This is a genomic window from Pseudomonas cavernae, from assembly GCF_003595175.1.
GTDB classification, from domain to species: domain Bacteria; phylum Pseudomonadota; class Gammaproteobacteria; order Pseudomonadales; family Pseudomonadaceae; genus Aquipseudomonas; species Aquipseudomonas cavernae.
This window is the reverse complement of record NZ_CP032419.1, coordinates 4317523-4344293: the sequence shown is the minus strand read 5'-3', so window position 1 is coordinate 4344293 and position 26771 is coordinate 4317523. Positions and strand designations below refer to the sequence as shown.

At 67.7% G+C, this 26771-nt stretch carries 23 protein-coding genes and 1 tRNA gene; 11 read left to right on the top strand and 13 right to left on the bottom strand.

Going from position 1 to position 26771, the window contains the following annotated elements; translation table 11 throughout:
- Positions 1-154: 154 nt before the first annotated feature.
- The 6 genes from fdnG (at position 155) to selB (ending at position 9653) form a co-directional block, all read left to right on the top strand.
- The gene (gene fdnG, locus D3880_RS19780) at positions 155-3229 is read left to right on the top strand and encodes a formate dehydrogenase-N subunit alpha (RefSeq protein ID WP_162935023.1); all 3075 of its coding nucleotides are present in this window, start codon (positions 155-157) and stop codon (positions 3227-3229) included.
- 11 nt (positions 3230-3240) lie between these two features.
- The gene (gene fdxH, locus D3880_RS19775) at positions 3241-4173 is read left to right on the top strand and encodes a formate dehydrogenase subunit beta (protein ID WP_119895125.1); all 933 of its coding nucleotides are present in this window, start codon (positions 3241-3243) and stop codon (positions 4171-4173) included.
- Positions 4174-4266: 93 nt separating this feature from the next.
- Positions 4267-4902: a formate dehydrogenase subunit gamma gene (locus D3880_RS19770; RefSeq protein WP_119895124.1), complete on the top strand. Its 636-nt coding sequence runs from the start codon at positions 4267-4269 to the stop codon at positions 4900-4902.
- A gap of 371 nt (positions 4903-5273) precedes the next feature.
- Positions 5274-6209 (top strand): formate dehydrogenase accessory protein FdhE, encoded by a 936-nt coding sequence (fdhE, locus tag D3880_RS19765; RefSeq protein WP_119895123.1) that lies wholly within the window; start codon positions 5274-5276, stop codon positions 6207-6209.
- A 139-nt stretch (positions 6210-6348) separates the two neighbouring features.
- Positions 6349-7755 (top strand): L-seryl-tRNA(Sec) selenium transferase, encoded by a 1407-nt coding sequence (gene selA, locus D3880_RS19760; protein ID WP_119895122.1) that lies wholly within the window; start codon positions 6349-6351, stop codon positions 7753-7755.
- A complete protein-coding gene (gene selB, locus D3880_RS19755) occupies positions 7752-9653 on the top strand; it encodes a selenocysteine-specific translation elongation factor (RefSeq protein WP_119895121.1) in 1902 nt (633 codons plus the stop codon). Before selA ends, selB begins: the two co-directional genes overlap by 4 nt.
- Before the next feature lie 167 nt (positions 9654-9820).
- Here the strand turns inward: selB and D3880_RS22895 are convergent, their stop codons facing one another.
- On the bottom strand, positions 9821-10348 hold the full coding sequence (locus D3880_RS22895) for a hypothetical protein (RefSeq protein WP_177412185.1): 528 nt from the start codon (positions 10346-10348) through the stop codon (positions 9821-9823).
- Positions 10349-10627: 279 nt separating this feature from the next.
- On the opposite strand from D3880_RS22895, the gene D3880_RS19745 reads away from it, so the two are divergent.
- Positions 10628-10723: transfer RNA gene (locus D3880_RS19745), tRNA-Sec, on the top strand.
- 35 nt (positions 10724-10758) lie between these two features.
- On the opposite strand, the gene D3880_RS19740 is transcribed toward D3880_RS19745, so the two are convergent.
- From D3880_RS19740 to D3880_RS19700, 9 genes are all read right to left on the bottom strand, one after another.
- Entirely contained in the window at positions 10759-11424 is a 666-nt protein-coding gene (locus D3880_RS19740) for a M15 family metallopeptidase (RefSeq protein ID WP_119895119.1), read from the bottom strand.
- A 124-nt stretch (positions 11425-11548) separates the two neighbouring features.
- Positions 11549-12010 carry a glycine cleavage system protein H gene (locus D3880_RS19735; RefSeq protein ID WP_119895118.1) on the bottom strand — a complete coding sequence of 154 codons (462 nt, stop codon included), beginning with the start codon at positions 12008-12010 and terminating at the stop codon, positions 11549-11551.
- On the bottom strand, positions 12007-12381 hold the full coding sequence (locus D3880_RS19730) for a DsrE family protein (RefSeq protein WP_119895117.1): 375 nt from the start codon (positions 12379-12381) through the stop codon (positions 12007-12009). The genes D3880_RS19735 and D3880_RS19730 overlap by 4 nt, the downstream gene beginning before the upstream one ends.
- Positions 12368-12880: a GNAT family N-acetyltransferase gene (locus tag D3880_RS19725; protein ID WP_119895116.1), complete on the bottom strand. Its 513-nt coding sequence runs from the start codon at positions 12878-12880 to the stop codon at positions 12368-12370. The genes D3880_RS19730 and D3880_RS19725 overlap by 14 nt, the downstream gene beginning before the upstream one ends.
- Positions 12881-12907: 27 nt before the next feature.
- The gene (locus tag D3880_RS19720; RefSeq protein ID WP_119895115.1) at positions 12908-13471 is read right to left on the bottom strand and encodes a DUF4136 domain-containing protein; all 564 of its coding nucleotides are present in this window, start codon (positions 13469-13471) and stop codon (positions 12908-12910) included.
- Positions 13472-13560: 89 nt separating this feature from the next.
- Positions 13561-14175 carry a DUF4136 domain-containing protein gene (locus D3880_RS19715; RefSeq protein ID WP_119895114.1) on the bottom strand — a complete coding sequence of 205 codons (615 nt, stop codon included), beginning with the start codon at positions 14173-14175 and terminating at the stop codon, positions 13561-13563.
- Positions 14176-14194: 19 nt separating this feature from the next.
- The gene (locus D3880_RS19710) at positions 14195-14944 is read right to left on the bottom strand and encodes a methyltransferase (protein ID WP_119895113.1); all 750 of its coding nucleotides are present in this window, start codon (positions 14942-14944) and stop codon (positions 14195-14197) included.
- Positions 14941-15246: a nucleotide pyrophosphohydrolase gene (locus D3880_RS19705; protein ID WP_119895112.1), complete on the bottom strand. Its 306-nt coding sequence runs from the start codon at positions 15244-15246 to the stop codon at positions 14941-14943. Before D3880_RS19705 ends, D3880_RS19710 begins: the two co-directional genes overlap by 4 nt.
- 380 nt (positions 15247-15626) lie before the next feature.
- Positions 15627-16478 (bottom strand): MaoC family dehydratase, encoded by an 852-nt coding sequence (locus D3880_RS19700; RefSeq protein WP_119895111.1) that lies wholly within the window; start codon positions 16476-16478, stop codon positions 15627-15629.
- Positions 16479-16650: 172 nt separating this feature from the next.
- Between D3880_RS19700 and D3880_RS19695 the strand changes: the two genes are divergently transcribed.
- Complete coding sequence (locus D3880_RS19695; RefSeq protein WP_119895791.1) at positions 16651-17649, top strand: AraC family transcriptional regulator; 999 nt, start codon at positions 16651-16653, stop codon at positions 17647-17649.
- Positions 17650-17814: 165 nt separating this feature from the next.
- Here the strand turns inward: D3880_RS19695 and D3880_RS19690 are convergent, their stop codons facing one another.
- The gene (locus tag D3880_RS19690; protein ID WP_119895110.1) at positions 17815-19170 is read right to left on the bottom strand and encodes a 3-oxoacyl-ACP reductase; all 1356 of its coding nucleotides are present in this window, start codon (positions 19168-19170) and stop codon (positions 17815-17817) included.
- Positions 19171-19510: 340 nt separating this feature from the next.
- Between D3880_RS19690 and D3880_RS19685 the strand changes: the two genes are divergently transcribed.
- The 3 genes from D3880_RS19685 to guaD all read left to right on the top strand — a co-directional run bounded on the left by D3880_RS19685 (position 19511) and on the right by guaD (position 23696).
- Positions 19511-20788, top strand: coding sequence for an acetyl-CoA C-acetyltransferase (locus D3880_RS19685; RefSeq protein WP_119895109.1), 1278 nt, complete (start codon positions 19511-19513; stop codon positions 20786-20788).
- Positions 20789-21043: 255 nt separating this feature from the next.
- Entirely contained in the window at positions 21044-22291 is a 1248-nt protein-coding gene (locus D3880_RS19680; RefSeq protein ID WP_119895108.1) for an MFS transporter, read from the top strand.
- Positions 22292-22355: 64 nt separating this feature from the next.
- Positions 22356-23696, top strand: coding sequence for a guanine deaminase (gene guaD / locus D3880_RS19675; protein WP_119895107.1), 1341 nt, complete (start codon positions 22356-22358; stop codon positions 23694-23696).
- A gap of 121 nt (positions 23697-23817) precedes the next feature.
- Here guaD and exaC read toward each other — a convergent pair whose 3' ends face one another.
- Both exaC and D3880_RS19665 read right to left on the bottom strand, forming a co-directional pair.
- Positions 23818-25338, bottom strand: a complete 1521-nt coding sequence (gene exaC / locus D3880_RS19670; protein WP_119895106.1) for an acetaldehyde dehydrogenase ExaC — start codon at positions 25336-25338, stop codon at positions 23818-23820.
- Positions 25339-25497: 159 nt separating this feature from the next.
- Positions 25498-26658 carry an iron-containing alcohol dehydrogenase gene (locus tag D3880_RS19665; protein WP_119895105.1) on the bottom strand — a complete coding sequence of 387 codons (1161 nt, stop codon included), beginning with the start codon at positions 26656-26658 and terminating at the stop codon, positions 25498-25500.
- Positions 26659-26771: the final 113 nt, after the last annotated feature.

The following is a 26771-nucleotide window of genomic DNA, read 5'->3' as shown; positions in this document are numbered from 1 at the left end:
GACTATAGCCGATGGGTGGGCCGGCGCCCATCGGGATATCCGCGGCCCGCTCACCGTCGCGCCCTGTGGCAGATTGCTAAAGGGCGACTAACCTTTCTCGGTGAGGTATCCGGCCACGCGCCGGATATCCACTGCCTGATGCAGGAGAACAACGATGGACATGAACCGTCGACAGTTCTTCAGGGTCTGTGCCGTAGGCCTTGGAGGATCGAGCCTGGCGGCTCTGGGGGTCGCACCCCCGGCAGCCTTCGCCGACCAGGTGCGCCATTTCAAACTGGCGCGCACCCTCGAGACGCGCAACACCTGCCCCTACTGCTCGGTCGGCTGCGGCCTGATCATGTACAGCCAGGGCGACGCGGCGAAGAACGTCGTGCAGAACATCATCCACATCGAGGGCGACGCCGACCACCCGGTCAACCGCGGCACCCTCTGCCCGAAAGGCGCCGGCCTGCTGGACTTCATCCACAGCCCGAACCGCCTGAAATACCCCGAGGTGCGCGAGCCCGGCTCCAACCAGTGGAAGCGCATCGAATGGGACGAGGCGCTCGACCGCATCACCCAGCTGATGAAGGCCGACCGCGACGCCAACTTCATCGAGAGGAATGCCGAAGGCCAGACGGTCAACCGTTGGCTGACCACCGGTTTCCTCGCGGCGTCCGCATCAAGCAACGAGTCCGGCTACATCACCCACAAGGTGGTGCGTTCCCTCGGCATGCTGGGGTTTGATAACCAAGCACGTGTCTGACACGCCCCGACGGTGGCAGGTCTTGCCCCGACGTTTGGCCGTGGCGCCATGACCAATCACTGGACCGACATCAAGAATGCCGATCTGGTCCTGATCATGGGCGGCAACGCCGCCGAAGCCCACCCCTGCGGCTTCAAGTGGGTCACCGAAGCCAAGGCGCACAACAACGCCCGCTTGATCGTGGTCGATCCGCGCTTCACCCGCTCGGCCTCGGTGGCGGACTACTACGCGCCGATCCGCACCGGCACCGACATCGCCTTCCTCGGCGGGCTGATCAACTACCTGCTGGAGAATGACAAGATCCAGCACGAGTACGTGCGCAATTACACCGACGTGTCGTTCATCGTGAAGGAAGGCTTCGGCTTCGACGACGGCCTGTTCAACGGCTATGACGCCGAGAAGCGCAGCTACCCGGACAAATCGGCGTGGAACTACGAGCTGGGCGCGGATGGTTTCGCCCAGGTCGACCCGACGCTCAGCCACCCGCGCTGTGTGTTCAACCTGATGAAGCAGCACTACAGCCGCTACACCCCGGACCTGGTCAGCAGCATCTGCGGCACGCCGAAGGACATGATGCTCAAGGTCTGGGCGGAGATCGCCGAGACCTCGCGGCCGGACAAGGTGATGACCATCATGTACGCCCTGGGCTGGACCCAGCACTCGGTGGGCTCGCAGATGATCCGCACCGGCGCCATGGTCCAACTGCTGCTCGGCAACATCGGCATGCCCGGCGGCGGCATGAACGCCCTGCGCGGTCACTCCAACATCCAGGGGCTGACCGACCTCGGCCTGCTCTCCAACTCGCTGCCCGGCTACCTGACGCTGGCCGGCGAGGCCGAGCAGGACTACGCGACCTACATCGACAAGCGCGCGAGCAAGCCGCTGCGCCCGGGGCAGATGTCCTACTGGCAGAACTACGGCAAGTTCCACGTCAGCCTGATGAAGTCCTGGTTCGGCAAGTCGGCCAGCGCCGAGAACCACTGGTGCTACGACTGGCTGCCGAAGCTCGACGTGCCGGCCTACGACGTGCTCAGGTACTTCGACCTGATGTACCAGGGCAAGGTCAACGGCTACTTCTGCCAGGGCTTCAACCCCATCGCCGCCTTCCCCAACAAGGCCAAGGTCAGCGCCGCGCTGGCCAAGCTCAAGTTCCTGGTGATCATGGACCCGCTGGCCACCGATACCTCGGAGTTCTGGCGCAACGTCGGCGAGTTCAACGAGGTCGACACGGCGAGCATCCAGACCACGGTGTTCCGCCTGCCGACCAGTTGCTTCGCCGAGGAGGACGGCTCGCTGGTCAACAGCGGGCGCGTGCTGCAGTGGCACTGGAAGGGCGCCGAGCCGCCCGGCCAGGCGCGTACCGACATCGCCATCATGGCCGGTCTGTATCACCGCCTGCGCAAACTCTACGCCAAGGAAGGCGGCGCCTTCCCCGCGCCGATCCTCGGCCTCGACTGGCCCTACCTGCGCCCGGACGAGCCAGGCCCCGACGAGCTGGCCCGCGAGTTCAACGGCAAGGCGCTGGCCGATCTGGTCGATCCGGCCAGCGGCGCGTTGCTGCTCAAGGCCGGCGAGCAACTGCCGGGCTTCGCCATGCTGCGTGACGATGGCAGCACCGCCAGCGGCTGCTGGATCTTCGCCGGCTGCTGGACCCAGCTGGGCAACCAGATGGCCCGTCGCGACAACTCCGACCCCTACGCCATGGGCCAGAGCGCCGGCTGGGCCTGGGCCTGGCCGGCGAATCGGCGGATTCTCTACAACCGCGCCTCGGCCGACCCGGCGGGCCAACCCTGGGATCCGGTGAAGAAACGCCTGGTGTGGTGGAACGGCAAGGCCTGGACCGGCACCGACGTGCCCGACTACAAGGCCGACCTGCCGCCGGAGGCGGGCATGAGCCCGTTCATCATGAACCCGGAAGGCGTGGCGCGCTTCTTCGCCGTCGACAAGATGGCCGAGGGACCGTTCCCTGAGCACTACGAGCCGTTCGAGACGCCGATCGGCCGCAACCCGCTGCACCCGGACCAGCCGCAAGCCACCAGCAGTCCGGCGGCGCGGGTGTTCAAGAACGACATGGAGCTGTTCGGCAAGGCCGACGAGTTCCCCTATGTGGCGACCAGCTACCGGCTCACCGAGCACTTCCACTACTGGACCAAGCACTGCCCGCTGGCGGCGATCACCCAGCCGGAGCAGTTCGTCGAGATCGGCGAGGCGCTGGCCAAGGAGCTGGGCATAGTCGCCGGCGAGCGGGTCAAGGTGTCGTCCAACCGCGGCCATATCAAGGCGGTGGCGGTGGTGACCAAGCGCCTGAAGGCGCTGACGGTGGACGGCAAGACCGTGCACCACGTCGGCATCCCGCTGCACTGGGGCTTCACCGGCGTGGCTAAAAACGGCTACCTGACCAACACCCTGACCCCCTTCGTCGGCGACGGCAACACGCAGACCCCGGAGTTCAAGGCGTTCCTGGTCAACGTGGAAAAGGCATGAGGAGCTGAGTCATGGCCACACAAGACATCATTGCCCGCTCCGCCACCACCACGCCGATGCCGTCGATCCGCGAGATGGACGAAGTCGCCAAGCTCATCGACGTGTCCAAGTGCATCGGCTGCAAGGCCTGCCAGGTCGCCTGCTCGGAGTGGAACGAGCTGCGTGACGAGGTCGGCCACAACCACGGCACCTACGACAACCCGGCGGATCTCAGCGCCGATTCGTGGACGCTGATGCGCTTCACCGAGCACGAGAGCGAGGCCGGCAAGCTGGAATGGCTGATCCGCAAGGACGGCTGCATGCACTGCGCCGAGCCCGGCTGCCTGGCGGCCTGCCCAGCACCGGGGGCTATCATCAAGTACGCCAACGGCATCGTCGACTTCGACCAGGACAAGTGCATCGGCTGCGGCTATTGCATCACCGGCTGCCCGTTCAACATCCCGCGCATCTCGCAGCGCGACCACAAGGCCTACAAGTGCACGCTGTGCTCCGACCGCGTCGCCGTGGGCCTGGAGCCAGCCTGCGTAAAGACCTGCCCAACCGGCGCCATCGTCTTCGGCACCAAGGAGGACATGAAGGAGCACGCCGACGGGCGCATCAAGGATCTCAAGTCGCGCGGCTTCGAGCACGCCGGGCTGTACGACCCGCCCGGCGTCGGCGGCACCCACGTGATGTACGTACTGCACCATGCCGACCAGCCGTCGCTGTACGCCGGCCTGCCGGACGATCCGCACATCAGCCCGCTGGTCGGCCTGTGGAAGGGCGTGAGCAAGCCGCTGGGTCTGCTGGGCATGGGCCTGGTGGCGCTGTTCGGCTTCTTCCACTACGTGCGGGTCGGCCGCAACGTGGTCGAGGAGGACGAGCGGCCGCAGGTGATCGGCGAGTCGGCGGTGCATCAGGTCGACCCAGCGGTGCACAGCTATGACCCCAAAGCGCCGCAGTAACGAGGCTGGCGCGTTAGCGCCCTCTCCCCCCGGCCCCTCGTCCACAAGCGGGAGAGGGGAGACTCGGGCATCGAGCGAGTTCAGGAGTCGACGATGAACAAAGACATCCAACGCTACAGCGCCTCCGAGCGCAGCAACCACTGGGCGGTGGCCATCCTCTTCGTGCTCGCCGCGCTGTCCGGCCTGGCGCTGTTCCATCCGGCGCTGTTCTGGCTGAGCGAACTGTTCGGCGGCGGCCCGTGGACGCGCATCCTCCATCCCTTCCTCGGCGTGGCAATGTTCCTGTTCTTCATCTGGCTGGCGATGCGTTTCGCCGGCCACAACCGCCTCGACCAGAGCGACAGGCAATGGCTGAAACAATGGCGCGACGTGATCGGCAACCATGAAGAAAAGCTGCCGGAAGTCGGCCGCTACAACGCCGGGCAGAAGCTGCTGTTCTGGGTGTTGCTGCTGTGCATGCTGGTGCTGCTGGCCACCGGCATCGTCATCTGGCGGCAGTACTTCAGCGCCCTGTTCGGCATCGAGCTGATCCGCCTGTCCGCGCTGCTGCACGCCTTCGCCGCCTTCGTGCTGATCAGCAGCATCATCGTCCACATCTACGCCGGCATCTGGGTCAAGGGCTCGGTCAGCGCCATGCTCTCCGGCTGGGTCAGCAAGGGCTGGGCGCGTAAGCACCATGGGCTCTGGTACAAGCAGGTGAGCAAGGGCGAGGGCAGCGGCAAGCAGTAAGTGGGCGCAAGACTGTAGGTTGGCGTTGAGCGCAGCGATACCCAACGCGCGGCAGGTTGGGCGGCGCAGCATTCTGCTCGGGAAGTGAGCCGCTGGCAGCGCAGCGATGGGTATCGCGTTGCTCAACCCATCCTACGATCCTGCGCTACGGGTACACGTGTAGGTTGGCGTTGAGCGCAGCGATACCCAACAAGCGGCAGGTCGAAATCTCCCAGGGATGGACCGGGCCGCGGACTTCAACGTCGTGCAGGCCAGTCCCCTCTCCCCTCGGGAGAGGGCTAGGGTGAGGGAAGGGGGCACGCACAGATCAATCGTCGAGGCTCTACGCTTGTCCCAACAGCATTTCGCCCCGAGGGGCTAAGGAGTCCTGGGTGCCAGGCATCATTCTCGAGCCGGGGCAGATCGAAGCCGCGGCGAACATTCCGCCCTTCCTCAACCTGCCTGCGCGCGACCTGTTCCGGCGCCGCGCCGAGCGTCTGCAACAGCTCGCCGAGGGCCATCCGCTGGCCGGCTATCTGCAACTGATCGCCGACCTCTGCCGCGCCCAGCAGCGGGTGCTCGACCAGCCGCCGAGCCTGCCCGGCCCGGCCCCGGAAGCCTTGGCCCGCAGCCGCGAGCATCGCATGCCGCCGCTGGCGTTCGAAGCGTTGGTGCGTGGCGACGACTGGCTGCCGGCGCTGGATGCTCTGCTGCAGACCTACCCAGCGCCCGCCAACAACCCGGCCATCGGCGCGGCACTGCAGCAGCTGCAGCAGGCCGACAGCGGCCAGCGCAAGGCCTGGGCCATCGGCCTGCTCAACGGCCAGTTCGACCTGCTGCCAGCGGCCCTGGTGCCCTTCCTCGGCGCGGCACTGCAAGTGGCCTTCAGTCACTGGCTGCTGGCCCTGCCGAACGACACGGTGACGGAAACCGATGCCCAGACCCTGTGCCCGGCCTGCGGTTCGCCGCCGGTCAGCGGCATGGTCCGTCATCTCGGCAAGCAGGCCGGCCTGCGCTATCTGGCCTGTTCGCTGTGCTCCTGCGAGTGGCATTACGTGCGGGTCAAATGCAGCCACTGCCAGGAGAGCAAGCACCTCACCTACCTGTCGCTGGAGCGCGACGGGCTCAAGGGCGAACAGGCGCCGATCCGCGCCGAGGCCTGTCCCGGTTGCCAGGGCTACCTCAAGCAGTTCTACCTCGATCACGACGCCCACGCCGAAGCCCAGGCCGACGACCTCGCCAGCCTCGCTCTCGACCTGCGCCTGAGCGAGGAGGGCTACCTGCGCCGGGCACCCAACCTGCTGCTGGCGCCGGGCGGAGGCTCTTAGCTCCCCTCTCCCATTTATGGGAGAGGGGCCGGGGGAGAGGGGCGACGGAACCAAAACAACAACCGCATCTCGGTCGATAGGGCCTCGCAAACAAGCCGCTGCCTACACTGAAGAAGGTTCATCGTCGCGAGGTTCGTGCATGACCGCCCTTCGCCTGCCTTCCGTCGACCGCCTGCTGCGCAGCCCGGCCTGCACGCCATTGCAGCAGCGCTATGGCCGCGACGCCCTGCTCAAGACCCTGCGCGATCTGCTCGACGAGCTGCGCGAGCCGGCCCGGCACGGCCAACTGGCCGCCGCCGAACTGAGCGACGCGGTGCTCGCCGGGCGTGCCGGCGAACGCCTGGCCGCCTGGCATGCGAGCAAGGTACGGCGGGTGTTCAACCTCACCGGCACGGTGCTGCACACCAACCTCGGCCGCGCGCTGCTGCCGGAGGAAGCCATCGAGGCGATCTGCCTGGCCGCGCGTTATCCGCTCAACCTCGAATTCGACCTCGCCAGCGGCAAGCGCGGTGATCGCGACGACCTCATCACCGGCCTGATCTGCGAACTGACCGGCGCCGAAGCCGTCACCGTGGTCAACAACAACGCCGCCGCCGTGCTGCTGGCGCTGAACAGCCTCGGCGCGCGCAAGCAAGGCATCATCTCCCGCGGAGAGCTGATCGAGATCGGCGGCGCCTTCCGCATCCCCGACATCATGGCCCGCGCCGGCGTCAAGCTGGTCGAGGTCGGCACCACCAACCGCACCCATGCCCGCGATTACGAGGCGGCGATCAATTCGCGCAGCGGTCTGCTGATGCGTGTGCACACCAGCAACTACAGCGTGCAGGGCTTCACCACCAGGGTGCCGACCTTTGAGCTGGCGGCCATCGCCCACGTCCACGGTCTGCCACTGCTGGAAGACCTCGGCAGCGGCACGCTGGTCGACCTCACGCGCTGGGGCCTGCCCAAAGAACCGACGGTGCAGGAGGCCCTGGCCGACGGCGCCGACCTGGTCACCTTCAGCGGCGACAAGCTGCTCGGCGGCCCGCAGGCCGGGCTGATCCTCGGCCGCCAGGAGCTGATCGGCAAGATCAAGAAGAACCCGCTCAAGCGTGCCCTGCGCGTCGACAAGCTGACACTGGCGGCGCTGGAAGCGGTGCTCAACCTGTACCGCGACCCGGAACGCCTGGCCGAACGGCTGACCACCCTGCGCCTGCTCAGCCGGCCGCAACTGGATATCCAGGTGCAAGCCGAACGCCTGCTGCTGGCCGTGGCCGCGCAACTCGGCGCCGGCTGGCAGGTCACCGCGGAGCCTGCCCTCGGCATGATCGGCAGCGGCGCCCAGCCGGTCGCACGGCTGCCCAGCGCCGCCCTGTGCCTGCGCCCGCAGCAGCCCAAACGCCTGCGCGGCCGTGCCTTGCGAGCGCTGGAAGAACGCCTGCGCAGCCTGCCGATCCCGGTGCTCGGCCGCCTCGACGACGACGCCCTGTGGCTGGACCTACGTCAGCTCGACGACGAGCCGGCATTCCTCGCCCAACTACCGCATCTGAGTGTGGAGGCGCCGTGATCGTCGGCACCGCCGGGCATATCGATCACGGCAAGACCGCGCTGCTGCGTGCGCTGACTGGCATCGAGGGCGACCGCCGCCCGGCCGAGCGCGAGCGTGGCATCACCATCGACCTCGGCTATGTCTACGCCGACTTAGGCGACGGCCAGCTCACCGGCTTTATCGACGTGCCGGGCCACGAGCGCTTCGTCCACAACATGCTCGCCGGCGCCTGCGGCATCGACCTGGTGCTGCTGGTGGTGGCTGCCGACGACGGGGTGATGCCGCAGACCCGCGAGCATCTGGCCATAGTCGAGCTGCTCGGCATCCGCCGCGCCCTGGTGGCGCTGAGCAAGTGCGACCGGGTGGACGCGGCGCGCATCCAGCAGGTGCGCACCGAGGTCGAGCAGTTGCTGGCTGCCGGCCCTTTCAGCGGCGCGCCGATCCATGCGCTCTCCAGCCACAGCGGCGCGGGCATCGCCGAACTGCGCGCGGCGCTGCTCGTCGAGGCCGCCGCCGTGCAGGCGCGCAGTGGCAGCGGCTATTTCCGCCTGCCCATCGACCGCGCCTTCAGCGTCGCTGGCGCCGGCGTGGCGGTCACCGGCACGGCCTTCGCCGGGCAGGTGCGGGTCGGCGACGAACTGCTGCTCAGCCCCTCCGGCCGCTATGTGCGGGTGCGCGGCCTGCACGCGCAGAACCGCGAGGCCGAGGCGGCCCACGCCGGCCAGCGGGTGGCGCTGAACCTGGCCGGCGAACGCCTGGCCGTGACGCACATCCAGCGTGGCGACTGGCTGCTGACCCCGGCCCTGCACGCGCCGACCAGCCGCATCGACATCGACCTGCGCCTGCTGCCCAGCGAAGGTCGCGACCTTGCGCACTGGACGCCGCTGCACGTGCACCTCGGCGCCCAGGACGTCACCGCGCGCGTGGCCCTGCTCGCAGACGCCAGCCTGGCGCCGGGGCAGGGTGGTTTCGCCCAGTTGCTGCTGAACGCGCCGGTGCATGCGGTGCATGGCGACCATCTGGTGCTGCGCGACCAGTCGGCGCAGCGCACCCTCGGCGGTGGCCGCGTGCTCGATCCCTTCGCCCCGGCGCGCAACCGGCGCACGGCCGAGCGCCTGGCCCAACTCGAAGCGCTGCGCAGCGCCGGTCTGGAACAAGCGCTGCCGACCCTGCTGGCCTACGCCGACAGCGGCCTCGATCCACTCCTGCTCGAACGCCAGTTCAATCGTCCACGCAGCGGATGGGCCTTGCCCGCGGGCGTGCAGGAGGTCGCCACGCGCATCGGCCCGCGGCTGTTCGCCGAAGCGCGTTGGCAGGCGCTGGCGCAGCAGTTGCTCGACGGCCTGGCGCGTTTCCATGGCGAATTGCCGGACGAGCTTGGCCCGGATCGCGACCGCCTGCGCCGCTACGCCTTGCCGCAGTTGGAACGCCCGGTGTTTATCGCCCTGCTGGAGCAGGAACTGCGCGCCGGGCGGATCGACAGCAGCGGGCCTTGGCTGCACCTGCCCGAGCACCGGGTGCAGCTGAGCGCCCAGGACGAACAGCTGAAGGCCAACATCTGGCCGCTGCTGGAGGCCGGTGGCTTCGACCCGCCTTGGGTCCGTGAACTGGCCGCCGCGCTGGCCATCGACGAAGCCGCCGTGCGCCTGCTGCTGCGCAAGCTGGCACGGCTCGGCCTGCTGCACCAGGTGGTCAAGGATCTGTTCTACCCGGAGGCGAGCATCCGCCAACTGGCCAGGCTGGCTGTGCAGTTGCAGGACGAGGCGGGGATCATTCGTGCGGCGGCGTTCCGCGACCGCGTCGGCGTCGGCCGCAAGCGCAGCATCCAGATCCTCGAGTATTTCGATCGGGTCGGCTTCACCCGGCGCCTGGCCGACGCACGCCGGGTCCGCGAGGACTCGGCGCTGGCCGGCTAAGGAGCTATCCGTTAAGTGTTGGGTACGGCTTTCAAGGGTGGGTTAGCCGCGTAGCGGCGTAACCCGCCACCCGGCATCGACAGCCGCAGCCAACAGGGTGGATTACGCCTAGGGTTAACCCACCGCCGCATCATTAGCCGCCGGTCGGCAGGTCTTTGGGGGAACGCTTAACGATCGTTCTTACTCGAGGACGACGCGGCGTTGCTCAGGCCTTTCGCGTTGTGCTCGCCGGGGGTGGTTGCCGAGACGGCAGTGGCCTTGGACAGGCCGCGGGTATCTTTCGAATGCGCTACGCCCGAGGTCAGCGAGCCGTGGCCGTTGTCATCGTTGCGCAGGCTGCCGTAGTGGTTGCCGCTCACGCCGTGATCGCGCGTGGACTTGCCTGCGTGGTCGCTGCTCAGGCCGGCACCGTGGCCGTTGGAGTGCCCGCCAGTACTTCCGCCACCATGCCCATTGCCGTTGCCACCGCCATGACCGTTGCCACCACCATGGCCACCGCCACCGCCACCGCCACCGCCACCGCCACCGCCACCGCCACCGCCACCGCCACCGCCACCGCCACCGCCACCACCGCCACCACCGCCTTTCGCATAGGCCGAGCCCATGAACGAAAGCTCACTGGGGAGCAGGGCAGCCGAACCGAGCATCATGGCGCAAGCGGCTACGGCGATAAGGCACTTCTTTTTCAGGAACATGTTTGCCTCCACAGGAAATCAAGGGGATTGCCGGTATGACTCCTTTCTGCGGGCTTTGTTCGTGGGCTGACGAAAAAATGCCATAGCGCGTTTCACTTGCGGTGCGTGAGGGCATCAGTCGGGGAACGCGCAACAACGATCTTGGCTACGCTTGCGATGACTGTGCGTTGCTTGCACGTGGGCAACTGCAGGAAGTGCTTCCGGGGTCCGTCGCGTGATTTTCGACCCACAGGCTGCTGTGCCGAACGCAGGCCAGGACAAAGCCGTGCACATCAATCAGGAAGGCAAGCACGCCCGGTGGCGTGGCCGGGCTTCAAACCCGGTGGGGGACGGCAGCCGTTCCTGGGTGAGTTCGACTCTCACTGCCTTCCGCCAATTCGCAGGAGCCCGGTAACCGACTGGGACTCCGCTTACTGCAGCGGAAAGTCGAAATAAGCCTTCGGATAGGGTTCGTTGCGCAGGGTGTAGTGCCACCATTCTGCCGAGTAGGGCTGGAAACCGTGGCGAACCATCAGGTCGCGCAGAAGGGTGCGGTTGCTCGCCTGGGCCGGGGTGATGCGCGGGGTGTCGTGGTGGGCGACTGGGCCGAAGAAGTCGAAGGCGCTGCCCATGTCCAGTTCCTGGCCGGTCTTGGCGTCGACCAGGGTCAGGTCGAGGGTGCTGCCCCGTGAGTGGCCGGACTTTTTCGCGATGTAGCCGAGGCGGAACAGGTCGCGCTTGTCCACCTCGGGGTAGTAGCGGGCTTTCATGCGGCTGTCCTGCACCGCGCTGGCCCAGCGTTTGAAGTCATCCACGGCCCGTTGCGGGCGGTAGCCGTCGAAGATCTTCAGGCGCAGGCCGTGGCGTTGCGCGTCCCGTTCGGCCGCGGCCAGGGCCGATGCCGCTTGCCGGCTGAGGATGACCCGGCCCGTGCGGTAGCCGTCGATGCGTCTGCCGACGAAGTTGTCGCCGTTGTAGTAGCGCGCGTCGTAAGTGGCGCAGCAGAGCAGCTGATCGAGATAGACGAAGTCGGCGGGCCGCTGCGTGGCGCAGGCGGCGAGCAAGAGCAGCAGGGCGAGGGCGAAAAGTCTTTTCATCAGGCCCTCCTGCTGAGTGGGCAGATTTGATGGGTATCGCTGCGCTCAACCCATCCTACAAATTGCCCATGCATGGCCAACGCCCTCTCCCCCGGCCCCTCTCCCATAAATGGGCGAGGGGGGATTACGGCTGCAGTGCTTGCACGCCGGGGGCGTCGGGGTCGAAGCCGGCCAGGCGCATGCGTTCGGCGAAGGCGGCCAGGGCCTCGTCGCCGCTGAGGAAGCCGACGCGCGCCGCCGGCCAGTCGTCGGCCTGCAGGCGTACCAGCCAACCGGCGCCATAGCAGTCCTGGTTGATCAGCGCCGGGCGGCGTACCACTTCTTCGTTGCTGGCCAGCAGCACGCCACTCAACGGGCTGCGCGCCGACGAGGCGGCCTTGGCGAACTCGACCACACCGAAGCTGCGGTCCCGGTCGATATGCTGGCCGTCGCGTTTCGGGGTGAAGGCGAAGATCTGCCCGTACAGCGCGCAGCCGTAGGCGCTCAGGCCGAGGGTCAGGCTGGCGTCGGCTTCCTCGCGCAGCCACAGGTTGTAGTCCGGCGCATACAGCAGGTTTTCGGGGAACTCCAGGCCATGCAGCTTCATAGGCTCAGCACGCGGTCGTATTCGAGGATCATCTGCGCCAGCTCGCCGCCGCTGGCGATCTCGTCCAGCTCGGCGATCAACCCCTGCTCGTCGATGACCACGCCGGGCGCACGGCACATCAGCAGGCGCACGCCGGCTTCCTTGGCTTGCTGGATGAAGTGCAGCAGCGGTTCGCCGCCAGGCGCGGCATATAAGGTGTCGGCCACTTCGCGGCGCGCCAGCTGCGCCGCCTCGCCACTGAGGAACAGGGTGACCTGGGCATCCATGCAGGCCAGCAGGGTGGCGGTGTGGAAGGGCGCGGCGCAGCGTGCCGGGGTGCTCGGCCCGCTGCTGACCAGGATCAGCACGCGTTGCGGCTCACTCGGCGGCATGGGGCGGCTCCAGCGGTTTGTCGAATTGGATCAGCGCCACGCGCCGGCCCGTCGGATCCTGACGCTCGACTATGCCGCGGACCCGGTAGCCGAGCTTGGGATACAACAGCAGGCCGCCGGCATTGGCGTTGAAGCAGGACACCTGCATGGTCCTGGCCTTGTAGTGCGTGCGGGCCAGCTGTTCCATCACCGTCACCAGTTGGCTGGCCACGCCCTGGCCGCGCGCCCAAGGGGCGACCATCAGGTTGCCGAGGGCGCAGGACTCGCCGTGTTGCCACTGGTAGAAATTGGCGAAGCCGGCGACCCGGCCATCGAGCAGCAACACCGTGCTGTCGCGCCGGCCGGCCATGGCCGCGGCGAGCTGGCCGACGGTCAGCGGCCAGACCGCCTTGGGGTAGCAGAAGAACAGTTCCTCTGGGCTTTGCGGGAAGCCGACGAGCTCGCCGAGGTCGGCGGCGCTGGCTGGGCGGTGACTGAAACGCGACGATTGCGACTCCATGGCGACCTGCTCCAAAGCGCGGGAACCTCAGTGTGGCGGATACTGTGATAGCACTTTGCCTACTGTTTCACGGATCGCCGCTTCGCGTTCCGCCGGGCTCGGCGGCGCGCTGCGCATCATCTGCTCGGCGCTGCCGCGCCAGACCAGTTTGCCGTCCTTGCCGTCGTACATGTCGATCTGGATGGTCGCGACCTTGTAGTCGACGCTGCGCGTTTCGCTGTAGCCGGGACCGCCCCAGTAGCCGCCCCAGTAGCCACCCCAATACCCACCCCCATAGTTGGTGGTGTAGGTGTCCTGGCGGTTTTCCACGATCAGCGAAGCCTGCACCTGCAGATCGGCCGGGCCGCTGGCGGCGGCCGGGCGCAGGCCGCGTTGGTCGAGTTGCTGGCCGGTGGCCTGGCGGATGCGCTGCTCGGTGAGGTCGCTCTTGATCCGCGGATCGTCCGGACGGTAGACCAGGGCCGGTTGTTTCCAGCTCCAGCTGCGGTAAGCGCCGAAGTCGCGACTGGTGTCGTAATCGCGTTGCAGGTCGTAGGTCTGGCAGGCGCTCAGCAGGAGCAGGGCGGGCAGTAATGCAAGACGCGGGAACATGGTCGAATCTCCGATGCTAGAGCCTCTATCCAAGCGCAAGCCGGGGGCGACGGCAAGCGCTGTTTGCGGCGTCAGCGCCGCCCCTGGGTTCAGCGCGGCGGGTAGCTGCCGAGGGCGTCGCCCACGGCCTGGCGCAGGGCCTCGCTGCGCTGCGCTTGACTGCCACTGGCATCGGCTTCGGCGCCGCCGCTCCAGACCGGCTGGCCGCTGCGGGCGTCGTACAAATCGATGCGCAGCACCAGTACCTGACGCTCGTAGGTGCGCAGCAGCGGCACACTGCCATACATGCCATAGGCATCGCCCCAGTAGGGACCGCGGCCGTAGAAGCCGCCGACATCGTCCTGCACCTGATACTGACGGGTTTCCAGGCGCAGGCTGGCGCTTGCCTGCACATCGGCCGGGCTGCCGCTCTGGGCCCGGCGCAGGCCGCGTTGTTCGAGGCCGTTTTCGAGCACTTCCTGCAGTTGTTCGGGGCTGCTGCCGCCAGCGGCGACGGGGGGCTGCAACCAGCTCCAGCTGCGGTAGCGGGCGTAGTCGATCGGCGCAGCCGGATAGGCGCTGAGGTCGAGCTGGTTGGCCGCCTGGGGCGGGGCCGGCGGCAGTGGTGCGGAGCTGGCGCTGTAGGGGTTGGGGCTCTGGCAGGCGGCCAGGGCCAGGCCCAGCAGTGAAAGACAGAGTAGCGACAGGCCGAAGCGGTACTTCATGGCGCTCTCCCGAGCCGGCCTAGAGCGGCCGGCAGATCCAGTGCAGATAGCGGCCGAGGCCGGCGAAGCTCGGATGGCGGCGGTAGGTCAGCTCCATTTCCAGCAGATCGTGCAGTTCGGCCTTGGCCTGGAACTCGGCGGGCATGTAGTCGTGGAACACACGCACGCCACTAGTGCTTTCGACCTGCCAGTCGTGGGCAAGTTGCAGCGCCAACTCGCGCGGATCGAGCGGGCGCTGCGGGGTCAGGCTCTGCCGTTCGCCGGCGAACTGCTGCTTGCGCAGCTTGCGGAAGTGGCCCTTGAGCAGGTTGCGGTAGATCAGCGCATCCTTGTTGTAGAAGGCCAGCGACAGCCAGCCGCCGGGCGTGGTGAGCTGGTGCAGCACCGGCAGGATCGCATGCGGTTCGGCCAGCCATTCCAGCACCGCGTGGCAGAGCACCAGGTCATAGGGCTGGGTGAGTTGGCCGAGCAGCTCCTGCCAGGGCGCGAGGATGAAGGTCGCCTGCTGGCCGGCGGCGGCGAAGCGCTCGCGGGCGCCGGCGAGCATGGGTTCGGCCGGCTCGGCGAGGGTCACCTGATGGCCGCGTTCGGCCAGCCACAGGGCCATGTGGCCGAGGCCGGCACCGATATCCAGTACCCGCAGCGGACGTTCCGGCAGGACCTCGGCGAGGTCGGTCTGGAGCACGGCGAGGCGGATCGTGCCCTTGGCGCCGCCGTAGATCTTCTCGGCGAAGCGCGTCGCCAGTTCGTCGAAATGCCGGTCGCTCATGAGCTGAACCGCCGTTCGCTGTCGGCCAGCTTGGCACGCACCGCCTGTTCCATGTCGATGCCCAGCTCGGCGCACATCAGCAGCAGGTAGAGGACGATGTCGCCGACTTCCTGGCCGGCGTGTTCGAGCTGCTCGGCGGGCAACTGGCGCGATTGCTCTTCGCTCAGCCACTGGAAAATCTCCACCAGCTCGGCCATCTCCACGCTGGCGGCCATGGCCAGGTTCTTCGGGCTGTGGAACTGCCGCCAGTCGTTGCGATCGCGAATGGCGTGCAGGCGTTCGGTGAGTTCGGTGAGGTTCATGCGGCGCTCCTTTCAGCCGCATAGCTTCGACCGCATTGCCGCGCGGTGCAAGCCGCGCGGGACGGCAGGCTCTTAGCGCCCGTTTGCGCTCTCGGAACTCCCCTCTCCCATTTATGGGAGAGGGGAGAAGCAGCATCGTAGGATGGGTTGAGCGCAGCGATACCCATAAATCTCAGGCGTCCGATGGGTATCGCGTTGCTCAACCCATCCTACGGGAGTAGGCGTGATCGTAGGTGCTTAGAACCTGTATCGGATCTGCTGCGCGTCGGCCAAACGGCGTTAAAAACGGCTTCGGAATGCTCATTTACAACTCGTAAACTCCGCTTCCTCAGCCGTTTTTGCCTTGTTTGACTCTAGCTCGCGAGATCCGAGACAGGTTCTTAGAGCGGCTGCCAGCTGCCGCTCATATGCAGCACGTCCGCTTCACCCTGTAGCTGGAACTGCCCGGACTCGCCCGCGGCGCTGGCCAGCAGGCCGACATGGCTGGGCAGCAGCAGCGGCTTGTGGAAACGCACCGCCACTGCGTAACCGGCCGCCGGCAGGTGCTCGCCGAGGGCGGCGAGGGCGCGGCCCTTGTTCCACAGGCCGTGGGCGATGGCGCGCGGGAAGCCGAACAGGCGAGCGCTGGCGGCAGACAGGTGGATCGGGTTGTAGTCGCCGGCCACCCGCGCATAGCGGCGGCCGATGTCGGCGGGTGCCGACCAGTCGGCGATGGCGCTGAGCGGCAGCGGCGCCGGCTCGGCGTGCTCGGCCGGCGTGCCGTCGAGACGCACGGCGCGGCAGAGGAAGTGGCTGTCGCCCTCCCAGAGCAGGCCGAGCTGGTCCTCGAGGCTGGTGATCAGGCTGAACACCGCGCCCTTGGCATGCGCCTGCAGGTGGTCCAGGCGCACGCCGACCTGGAACGGACCGAGACCGCCGAGCGGGCGCAGCACGCGGATGCGGTTTTCCAGATGCACCAGGCCGAGCAGCGGGAACGGAAAGCCTTTGTCGGTCAGCAGCTGCATCTGCAAGGGGAACGCCAGCAGGTGCGGATAGGCCGGCGGCAGCAGGCCATCGTCGCTGGCGCCGCACAGCTGGCGGTAACGTGCCAGGTGCTGAGGCTCGACGCTGACCGGGCAGCGCAGGCCGAAGTCCGGCAGGCTCTTGCCCTGCACCCCGCGGCGCAGCAGCGCACGCAGGAACAGGCCAGGCAGGGCGGTCGGGGCAGGCAGGTCGTGCCAGTCGGTGGCCATGGGAATCTCCTTGGGCAATTGCCAGCAGCTTAGCGCCCCGGCGCCGGCGTGCATTGGCTGGGCGGCGCACAGTGGCGGCGGAGTGGTCAATTGCACCCCGTATGCCTTGAGCCAAAGCGGCAAAACTGCCTAAGATGGCCGCGCCCACGGCTAATAAGAACTTCAAGAAATGCTGCGTGATCTGACCGATGATGTGGCGCTGATGCGCCCGGTGATCGACGCCTTGCGTGCCAGCGGAACCGATCCGGACCGCGTATTGGTGCGTGTTGGCCTGCCGCCAGGTGGCTTGCCCGCCGGGCGCTTTCCCCATGCCGCCCAGGCCCAGTTCTGGAAGGCCGCCGCCGAAGAATGCGGCGAAGAGCATGTAGGCCTGCATCTGGCCGGACATTTGCCGGCGTTCCACGGCCTGCTGCTGGAATACCTGTTCCTCTCCAGCGAAACCTTCGGTGACGGCCTGCGCCATGCCCTGCGCTACGTGCGCCTGCTCTCCGATACCCTGAATGCGCGCCTCGAAGTTGCCGGCGAGCAGGCCATTCTGCTGCTGGGGTTGAACGAGGGCGTGCCGCGGCACTTCCCGGAGATGCTCGCCGGCGCGGTGATCCGCCTGTTCGGCGCGTTGACCGAAGGCGAATTCAAGCCACGGGCCGTGCAGTTCATGCACCACAGCGGCGCCACGGCGGAGCGCTATGCCGCGGTCTACGGCTGCCCGGCCGAGCTGGGCGCCGGGCGCTACGCCCTGGTCTTCGATGCCTCCGTGCTGAGCAAGGCCTCGCGGCATGCCGCGCCGGAACTGTTGCGCATGCACGAATCGCTGGCGCGCCGGCAACTGGCCGAAGTCGAACGCCTGGACTTGGTGCGCCAGGTGCGCGAGCTGATCGCCGAGCTGCTGGTGGACGGCGGCGCCACCCTCGAGCAGGTCGCCAGCCGCCTGCACATGCCGCCGCGGCGCCTGCGCGAACGCCTGGCCGTGGCCGGCGTGCGCTTCAACGACCTGATCACCGACTACCGCTGCCGGCTGGCCAAGGACCTGCTGCTGAAGACCGACGAGCGCATCGAGGTGATAGTCGAGCGCACCGGCTTCTCCGAGCCGAGCACCTTCTACCGCGCGTTCAAACGCTGGGTCGGCGAAACCCCGGTTGAGTTTCGCAAGCGCGGGAAAGCCGAAGCGTAGGTTGGCCCATGCCTCTGTAGGAGCGAATTTATTCGCGAACCGGGGCAATTCCGCGTTGCCGTCATCGCGAATAAATTCGCTCCTACACGGCAAGACCGAAACAAGTGGTAGCCCGTCTGCAATCCGGGAAGACCACAGTTGCCCCGGATTGCAGACGGGCTACGCTCACGCCCCCAACAAACTCTGCCCGCAGACCCGCAGCACCTGGCCGGTCATCGCCCCGGAGCCTGGCTGGGCCAGCCAGGCCACGGTTTCGGCGACGTCTTGCGGCAGGCCGCCCTGGCCCAGGGAGTTCATCCGCCGGCCGGCCTCGCGAATGGCGAAGGGAATGGCCGCGGTCATTTGCGTTTCGATAAAGCCCGGCGCCACCGCGTTGAGGCTGATGCCGCGCTTGCCCAGCGCTGGCGCCCAGGCCTGCGCCAGACCGATCAGCCCGGCCTTGCTCACCGCGTAGTTGGTCTGGCCCAGGTTGCCGGCGATGCCGCTGATCGAGGCGAGCAGCACCACGCGGCCGTTGTCGCGCAGGGTGCCGGCGTCCAGCAGCGCGCGGGTCAGCACCTGCGGCGCGCGCAGGTTGACGTTCAGCACCGAACTCCACAGCTCGTCGCTCATCTTCGCCAGGGTCTTGTCGCGGGTGATGCCGGCGTTGTGCACGAGGATGTCGAGGCCATCCGGCAGCGCCTCGATCAGCCGCGCGGCGGCGTCTTCGGCGCAGATGTCCAATGCCAGGCTGCGGCCGCCGAGCCTGGCGGCGAGGGCCTCGAGGCCGGCCTTGGCCGCCGGCACGTCGAGCAGCACCACCTCGGCGCCGTCGCGTGCCAGGGTTTCGGCGATGGCCGCGCCGATGCCGCGGCTGGCGCCGGTGACCAGCGCCTTCTGCCCGGCCAGCGGTCGCGTCCAGTCGGCGACTTGCGCGCTATAGGCGCCGAGGCGCACGACCTGGCCGGACACGTAGGCGCTCTTGGGCGAGAGGAAGAAGCGCAGCGCACCTTCCAGCTGTTCCTCGCCACCCTTGCCGATGTACAGCAGCTGCACCGTGCCGCCGCGGCGGAGTTCCTTGCCCAGCGAGCGGCTGAAGCCTTCCAGGGCGCGCTGGGCGCTGGCAGCGAGTGGGTCCTTGAGGCTTTCCGGGGCGCGGCCGAGGATCACCACATGCGGGCACTGGTCGAGACTCTTGAGCGCCGGCTGGAAGAAGTCGCGCAGGGCGATCAGCTGCTCGACGCTGGCGATGGCGCTGGCGTCGAACACCAGCGCCTTGAGCTTCGGCCCGGCCTCGGCGCTCCAGCGCGGCAGGCCGAACTGGCCGTCCGCGGCGGCGAACGCCTGGTCGGTGAGGCGTAGCAGACAGGCGTTGGCCGCTGCTGCCAGGGGGCCGTCGCCGCCAATCAGCAGGGCGCCGTCCACCGGCCGCACCCGCCCGGCCCGCCAGCGTTCCAGGCGCAGCGGCGCCGGCAGGCCGAGGGCGCCGAGCAGGCGGCGGCCGGCGTTGGAGTTGGCGAAGCTGAGGTAGCGGTCGGACATGGAATGGACTCCAGACTATAAGGCTCGAAGAGTGTAGGCGTTCGGCCGGTAAGGGTTGCAGTGTTGACCACTCTACGCAGCGGACCGTTTCATGCATTGACCGAGGTTGAGCGGGATTGCGGCGAGTCGGCCAATGCGCCGGTGTCGATGCACGCTAGGCTCTGTCTGAAAGCTACCCATGACTAGCTTTGAGTAGGAGCGAATTCATTCGCGATAGGGGCCGCTCGGAGCGGAGCTGTTCGCGAATGAATTCGCTCCTACAGGGCATGTTTCGCATGAAGCTTGTTTAGGCAGCATCCAGTCTGACCGCCAACCCAACTAATCCTGCAAGGAGTTCGCCATGAACCCACTGCGCCGGGTCGCCATCGTCGGCGGCAACCGCATCCCCTTCGCCCGCTCCAACACCCTGTACGCCACCGCGAGCAACCAGGAGATGCTGACCGCCGCCCTGGAAGGGCTGGTGGAGCGCTACAAGCTGCATGGCGAGCGCATCGGCGAGGTGGCGGCGGGCGCGGTGCTCAAGCACTCGCGGGACTTCAACCTGACCCGCGAATGCGTGCTCGGCTCGCGCCTGGCCCCGGAAACCCCGGCCTACGACATCCAGCAGGCCTGCGGCACCGGCCTGGAGGCGGTGATCCTGACCGCCAACAAGATCGCCCTCGGGCAGATCGACAGCGCCATCGCCGGCGGCGTCGATACCACCTCGGATGCGCCGATCGGCGTCAACGAGGGGCTGCGCAAGATTCTCCTCGAAGCCAACCGCGGCAAGTCCACGGCGGACAAGCTCAAGGCGCTGCTGCAGGTCCGCCCGCGCCATCTGCTGCCGCACATCCCGAAGAACGGCGAGCCGCGTACCGGGCTGTCGATGGGCGAGCATTGCGAGCAGATGGCGCAGCGCTGGGCGATCCCGCGCGACGCGCAGGACCAGCTGGCCTACGAGAGCCACGTCAAGCTGGCCGCCGCCTACGCCGAGGGCTGGCACAACGACTTGCTGACGCCGTTCCTCGGCCTGACCCGCGACCAGAACCTGCGCGCCGACATCAGCCTGGACAAGCTCGCCAGCCTCAAGCCGGTGTTCGACAAAGGCCCGCGCGGCACCCTGACCGCGGCCAATTCGACGCCGCTGACCGACGGCGCCTCGCTGGTGCTGCTGGCCAGCGAGGAGTGGGCCAAGGCGCGCGGCCTGCCGATCCTCGCCTACTTCAGGGACGGTGAGGCGGCGGCGGTGGACTTCGTCAAGGGCCAGGAGGGCCTGCTGATGGCCCCGGCCTACGCCGTGCCGCGGCTGCTGGCGCGCAACGGCCTGAGCCTGCAGGACTTCGACTACTACGAGATCCACGAAGCCTTCGCCGCCCAGGTGCTGTGCACCCTCAAGGCCTGGGAGGACGCCGACTACTGCCAGAGCCGCCTCGGCCTCGCCGCGCCGCTCGGCGCCATCGACCGCGCCAAGCTCAACGTCAAGGGCAGTTCGCTGGCCGCCGGCCACCCGTTCGCCGCCACCGGCGGGCGCATCGTCGCCAACCTGGCCAAGCTGTTGGCGGCGGCGCAGCAGGGCCGCGGGCTGATCTCCATCTGCGCCGCCGGCGGCCAGGGTGTGACCGCGATCCTGGAAAAGTGATCCAAGCAAGGTGGCCGCACCGTCAGCGCGGCCATGCGATGTACGCAACTCCGTGAATTTGGGCGGCCCGCCGGTTGGTGGGGCCGCTTTTTTTTTGCGCCGCTGTAGCGATGTGACCGTTTGGTCAGCTTTGTGCGGAGGGTGGAACTGGTCTAATCTGCGGCCTGCGCGCCATCTGTCGGTCAGGGAGGACCGAATTCCTCGGCCGGTTGTTCGCGCACAAGAAGAATGCAAAGGCCATCAAGGAGATAGGCAGTGAGTACAGTCAAGTTAGGTGGGACGCAGGCATGGTGGGTGTGGGGGCTCGCCGTCGCCTTCGTGATTTATCTGTTCAGCGTGCAGACCGGTTATTCCATCGTTAACCCGGACATCCAGAAAAGCGTGTCGCTGACGGTGACCCAGGTGGCCACCATCGCCGCCACCTACACCTGGGCGTTCGCCATCTGCCAGTTCTTCGGCGGCGCGCTGCTCGACCGCCTCGGTGCCCACAAGGTGCTGCCCGCCTCGGTGGTGCTGGTGACCCTCGGCGTGTTCATCTTCGCCAACGCTAGCTCCTATTCGATGCTGCTGCTCTCGCAGTTCGTCATGGCCCTCGGCGCCTGCACCGGCTTCGTCGGCGCCGGCTACATCGGTGGGCAGTGGTTCGGCATGGCCAAGTTCAGCCTGATGTTCGGCCTGGTGCAGTTCTGCGCCTCGCTGTCTTCCGCCTTCTCGGTCAACGCCCTGCAGTGGGGCCTGCAGCAGATGGATTGGCGCACGCTGTTCTACTATGTCGGCGTGTTCGGCATCGGCCTGACCGTGCTGGCCTTCCTCTTCCTGCGCAACCCGGAGCCGGTGCAACGCAGCGAGCAGGGCTTCGGCAGCTTCATCGGCTCGGTGATCTCGGCGCTGGTCGACGTGGCCAAGCTACCCCACGTGTGGATCAGCGCGCTGATCTGCTCGGCGCTGTTCGGCAGCCTGCTCGCCGGCGGCGTGGTGTGGGCGCCGAAGCTGCTGCTGGTGCTCGGCGCCAGCCCGGAAACCGCCGCGTTCAGCTCCTCGCTGCTGTGGCTGGGCCTGGCCGCCGGCTGCCTGGTGCTGCCGGCCTGGTCGGACAAGATGAAGAAGCGCAAGCCGCTGATCATCGTCGGCTGCGTGGTGCAGTTGGCCTGCGCCGGCGCACTGCTGTACGTCCCTGGCATCGCCATTCCGGCGGCCATGGCCATGTGCTTCTTCTTCGGCGTCGCCAACGCCGCGCACATGCTGACCTTCAGCTCGGCCGCCGACGTGGTGCCGCCGCAGTTGATCGGCACCTCGGCGGCCTTCGTCAACGGCCTGGCGTTCATCGCCGGCGGCATCATGATCGCCGCGCCGGGCGCCCGGGTGGTGTCGGGCCAGGCCGCCGGCCTGCCGGAGCACACCCTGGCGCTGGCCGAGTACGCCGCTGAGCCGATCATGATCGCCCTGGGCATCGCCCTGGTGCTGGCGCTGATCATGCGCGAGTCGTATCCGAAGCAGCCGTAACGCTTCCCGAACGCGGGAGCCTTCGGGCTCCTGCCGTCCCGAACCCTCTCGAAAGGAACCGAGCATGTCCAAGATTTCCGCGCTCCGCGCCGACGTCGTCACGTTCAAGGACGACCCCTTCCTGAAAAAGCCGGAAGACTGCCTGGTGCACATCCCCGACGCCATCGTGGTGATCGACGATGGCAAGATCGTCGACCTCGGCCCGGCCGCCGAAGTGAGCAAGCGCCTGCCGGCCGGTGTCACGCCGGTGCATTACCCGGACTCGATCATCTCCGCCGGCTTCATCGACACCCACATCCACTACCCGCAGACCGAGATGATCGGCGCCTTCGGCGAGCAACTGCTGGAGTGGCTGGACAAGTACACCTTCGTCGCCGAGCAGCACTTCGCCAACCAGGCCCACGCCGAGCGGGTGGCGCGGGTGTTCCTGCGCGAGCTGCTGCGTGCCGGCACCACCACCGCGGTGGTCTACTGCACCGTGCACCCGCAGTCGGTGGACGCCTTCTTCGGCGAATCCAGCCGCTTCAACACGCGGATGGTCGCCGGCAAGGTGCTGATGGACCGCAACGCCCCCGCCGCCCTGCTCGACACCGCACAGCGCGGCTACGACGAGAGCAAGGCACTGATCGAGCGTTGGCACAACCGGGGCCGTCAGCACTACTGCATCACCCCCCGCTTCGCGCCGACCAGCACCCAGGCGCAGCTCGACGTCTGCGGCACTCTGGCCCGCGAGCACCAGGACGCCTTCATCCAGACCCACCTGTGCGAGAACCTCGACGAGATCCAGTGGGTCAAGGAGCTGTTCCCCGAGCGCAAGAGCTACCTGGACGTCTACGCCAACGCCGGCATCGTCCGCGACCGCTCGGTGTACGGCCACGGCGTGCACCTCACCGAGGAAGACTTCTGCACCTGCCACCAGACCGGCGCGGCGCTGGCGCACTGCCCGACCTCCAACCTGTTCCTCGGCAGCGGGCTGTTCCGCCTGTTCGACGCCAAGGACCCGAAGCGCCCGGTGCGCGTCGGCCTGGGCACCGACGTCGGCGCCGGCACCAGCTTCAGCCAGCTGCAGAGCCTCAACGAGGCCTACAAGGTCGCGCAGCTGAACAAGACCAAGCTGAACGCCATCCAGGCCTTCTACCTGGCCACTCGCGGCAGCGCCGAGGCACTCTGCCTGGACCAGCAGATCGGCACCGTGGCCAAGGGCTTCGAGGCCGACCTGGTGGTGCTCGACAAGAAGGCCACGCCGCTGATGGAGTTCCGCAGCGAGTTCAGCAAGGAAATCGTCGAGGAGCTGTTCGTGCTGATGATCCTTGGCGACGACCGCGCGGTGCGCGCCACCTACGTGGCCGGCGAGCAGGTCTACGACCGCGACGCCAGCGGCGACCGGTTCCGCTATCCGGCCTGATCCAGGCCATCCGGCGCGGCCTGCATCGGTTGATCCGTAGGATGGGTTGAGCGCAGCGATACCCCTGCCGCAGCTGTTGGGTATCGCTGCGCTCAACGCCAACCTACAAGAGCGCCGTGGTCTAGAAAAACCCCAGGGGATTGATGTCGTAGCTGACCAGCAGGTTCTTGGTCTGCTGGTAGTGCTCCAGCGCCATCTTGTGGGTTTCGCGGCCGATGCCGGACTTCTTGTAGCCGCCGAACGCGGCGTGCGCCGGGTACAGGTGGAAGCAGTTGGTCCACACCCGCCCGGCCTTCAGCGCGCGGCCGACCCGGTAGGCGCGGTTGATGTCGCGGGTCCAGACCCCGGCGCCGAGGCCGTACTGGGTGTCGTTGGCGATGGCGATGGCTTCGGCCTCATCCTTGAAGGTGGTCACGCCGACCACCGGGCCGAAGATCTCCTCCTGAAACACGCGCATCCGGTTGTGGCCCTTGAGCAGGGTCGGCTGGATGTAATAGCCGCCGGCCAGGCTGCCTTCGAGTTTTTCCACGCCGCCGCCGGTGATGAACTCGGCGCCTTCGTTCCGGGCGATCTCCAGGTAGGAGAGGATCTTGTCGTACTGCTGCTCGGAGGCCTGGGCGCCGACCATGGTGTCGGTGTCCAGCGGGTCGCCGCGCTTGATCGCCGCGACCTTGTTCAGCACCTCGCGCATGAACGGCAGGTAGATCGACTCCTGCACCAGCGCGCGCGACGGGCAGGTGCAGACTTCGCCCTGGTTGAAGAAGGCCAGCACCAGGCCCTCGGCGGCCTTCTCGATGAACGCCGGCTCGGCCTGCATGACATCCTCGAAGAACAGGTTCGGCGACTTGCCGCCCAGCTCGACGGTGGACGGGATGATGTTCTCCGCCGCGCATTTGAGGATGTGCGAACCGACCGGGGTGGAGCCGGTGAAGGCGATCTTGGCGATGCGCTTGCTGGTGGCCAGCGCCTCGCCGGCCTCCTTGCCGAAGCCCTGCACCACGTTGAGAACGCCGGGTGGCAGCAGGTCGCCGATCAGTTCCAGCAGCACGCAGATGCCCAGCGGCGTCTGCTCGGCTGGCTTGAGCACCACGCAGTTGCCGGCGGCCAGCGCCGGGGCCAGCTTCCAGGCGGCCATCAGCAGCGGGAAGTTCCACGGGATGATCTGCCCGACCACGCCCAGCGGTTCGTGGATGTGGTAGGCCACGGTGTTGCCGTCGATCTCGGCGGCGGCACCTTCCTGGGCGCGGATGCAGCCGGCGAAGTAGCGGAAGTGGTCGGCGGCCAGCGGGATGTCGGCGTTCAGCGTCTCGCGCACGGCCTTGCCGTTGTCCCAGGTTTCGCTGACGGCCAGCAGCTCCAGATTGGCCTCGATGCGCTCGGCGATCTTCAGCAGGACGTTGGCGCGCTCCTGCACCGAGGTCTTGCCCCAGGCGTCGGCGGCGGCGTGGGCGGCGTCCAGCGCCTTGTCGATGTCCTCGGCGCCGGAACGGGGGAACTCGGCGATCACCTCGCCATTCACCGGCGAGGTGTTGGTGAAGTACTGGCCCTTGACCGGCGGCACGAACTCGCCGCCGATGTAGTTGCCGTAACGGCTCTTGAAGGAAACGATGGCACCGGGCGTGCCGGGTTGGGCATAGAGCATGACGGGCCCCTCTGGTCGGATGGCGGCGCGCGGGCCAGGCTTACACAGCCTGGGCGCGGGCCGGCGGATGGTGCGGAGTGCGGGAGGTCTTATTGGCATAGCAGAAGCCGCCCGCGTGCAGCGCCGCCGCCGATGGGCGGCGGCTCTCTGCGGGGTGGGTCAGAGGCGGCCGTGCATGGCCGCCGCGAAAATCGCCGCGGTGTCGGCCTCGCTCAGCGGCAGCGGGTTGCCGCCGGCGGACGGGTCGACCACCGCCATCTGCGCGATCAGCCCGGCCTGGCGGTCATCCACGCCCAGATCCGGCAGGGTGTGCGGCACGCCGATGTCGGCGCGCAGTTCCAGAACGAAGTCGAGGAAGCCGGCGAAGTTCGGCTTGGCCAGGCCGAGGTAGGCGGCCAGGCGGTTGATGCGTTCCTCGATGGCGCTGCGGTTGAACTGCAGCACATAAGGCATGAACACCGCGTTGGTCATGCCGTGGTGGGTGTCGTACAAGGCGCCGACCGGGTGCGACAGCGCGTGCATGCCGCCCAGGCCCTTCTGGAAGGCGGTCGCGCCCATGGCCGCGGCGGCCAGCATGTCGGCCCGCGCATCGAGGTCGTCGGGGCTGTGCACCGCGCGTTTGAGCGCGCCGGCGACCAGGCGCATGCCTTCCACCGCGATGCCGTCGGCCAGCGGGTGGAAGCCCAGCGCGCAGTAGGCCTCCAGGCAATGGGCGAAGGCGTCCATGCCGGTGCCGGCGGTGATCTTCGCCGGCATGCCGACGGACAGCGCCGGGTCGCTGATCACCATCCTGGGCATCATCTGCGGGTGGAAGATGATCCGCTTGGTATGGGTGCGCTCGTCGGTGAGCACCCCGGCGCGGCCTACTTCCGAACCGGTGCCGGCGGTGGTCGGTACGGCGATCACCGGGGCGATGCCCCTGGGGTTGGCACGGGTCCACCAGTCGCCGATGTCCTCGAAGTCCCACACCGGGCGACTCTGTCCGCTCATGAAGGCGATCAGCTTGCCCATGTCCAGGCCGCTGCCACCGCCGAAGGCGACCACGCCGTCGTGGTGGCCGGCGCGATAGGCGGCCAGGCCGGCCTCGAGGTTGGCTTCGATCGGGTTGGGCTTGAGGTCGCTGAACAGCGCGGCGCCGAGGCCGGCGGCCAGCAAGGCGTCGAGCACCGCAGTGGTCATCGGCGCGCTGGCCAGGCCGCGGTCGGTGACCAGCAGGGGCCGGAGGATGCCCAGGGCTTGGCACAGTTCAGGCAGCTCCTTGATCCGGCCGACGCCGAAGTGCACCGAGGTGGGGTAGTTCCAGTTGGCGGTCTTGTTCATGGGCTGACCTCGCGGGCTAGAAACTGGGCAAAAGCAGCCCGTGCAAATGGGATGTGGCGCGATAGCCTTGTAGGGTGGAAAACCGCGAAGCGTTTTCCACCGCCGCGGTGGTG

Coding starts and splice junctions, on each gene's coding strand:
- fdxH (WP_119895125.1), top strand. CDS start 3,241: ATGGCCACACAAGACATCATTGCCCGCTCCGCCACCACCACGCCGATG.
- D3880_RS19770 (WP_119895124.1), top strand. CDS start 4,267: ATGAACAAAGACATCCAACGCTACAGCGCCTCCGAGCGCAGCAACCAC.
- selA (WP_119895122.1), top strand. CDS start 6,349: ATGACCGCCCTTCGCCTGCCTTCCGTCGACCGCCTGCTGCGCAGCCCG.
- D3880_RS22895 (WP_177412185.1), bottom strand. CDS start 10,348: ATGTTCCTGAAAAAGAAGTGCCTTATCGCCGTAGCCGCTTGCGCCATG.
- D3880_RS19740 (WP_119895119.1), bottom strand. CDS start 11,424: ATGAAAAGACTTTTCGCCCTCGCCCTGCTGCTCTTGCTCGCCGCCTGC.
- D3880_RS19735 (WP_119895118.1), bottom strand. CDS start 12,010: ATGAAGCTGCATGGCCTGGAGTTCCCCGAAAACCTGCTGTATGCGCCG.
- D3880_RS19730 (WP_119895117.1), bottom strand. CDS start 12,381: ATGCCGCCGAGTGAGCCGCAACGCGTGCTGATCCTGGTCAGCAGCGGG.
- D3880_RS19725 (WP_119895116.1), bottom strand. CDS start 12,880: ATGGAGTCGCAATCGTCGCGTTTCAGTCACCGCCCAGCCAGCGCCGCC.
- D3880_RS19720 (WP_119895115.1), bottom strand. CDS start 13,471: ATGTTCCCGCGTCTTGCATTACTGCCCGCCCTGCTCCTGCTGAGCGCC.
- D3880_RS19715 (WP_119895114.1), bottom strand. CDS start 14,175: ATGAAGTACCGCTTCGGCCTGTCGCTACTCTGTCTTTCACTGCTGGGC.
- D3880_RS19710 (WP_119895113.1), bottom strand. CDS start 14,944: ATGAGCGACCGGCATTTCGACGAACTGGCGACGCGCTTCGCCGAGAAG.
- D3880_RS19705 (WP_119895112.1), bottom strand. CDS start 15,246: ATGAACCTCACCGAACTCACCGAACGCCTGCACGCCATTCGCGATCGC.
- D3880_RS19700 (WP_119895111.1), bottom strand. CDS start 16,478: ATGGCCACCGACTGGCACGACCTGCCTGCCCCGACCGCCCTGCCTGGC.
- D3880_RS19690 (WP_119895110.1), bottom strand. CDS start 19,170: ATGTCCGACCGCTACCTCAGCTTCGCCAACTCCAACGCCGGCCGCCGC.
- D3880_RS19685 (WP_119895109.1), top strand. CDS start 19,511: ATGAACCCACTGCGCCGGGTCGCCATCGTCGGCGGCAACCGCATCCCC.
- guaD (WP_119895107.1), top strand. CDS start 22,356: ATGTCCAAGATTTCCGCGCTCCGCGCCGACGTCGTCACGTTCAAGGAC.
- exaC (WP_119895106.1), bottom strand. CDS start 25,338: ATGCTCTATGCCCAACCCGGCACGCCCGGTGCCATCGTTTCCTTCAAG.
- D3880_RS19665 (WP_119895105.1), bottom strand. CDS start 26,658: ATGAACAAGACCGCCAACTGGAACTACCCCACCTCGGTGCACTTCGGC.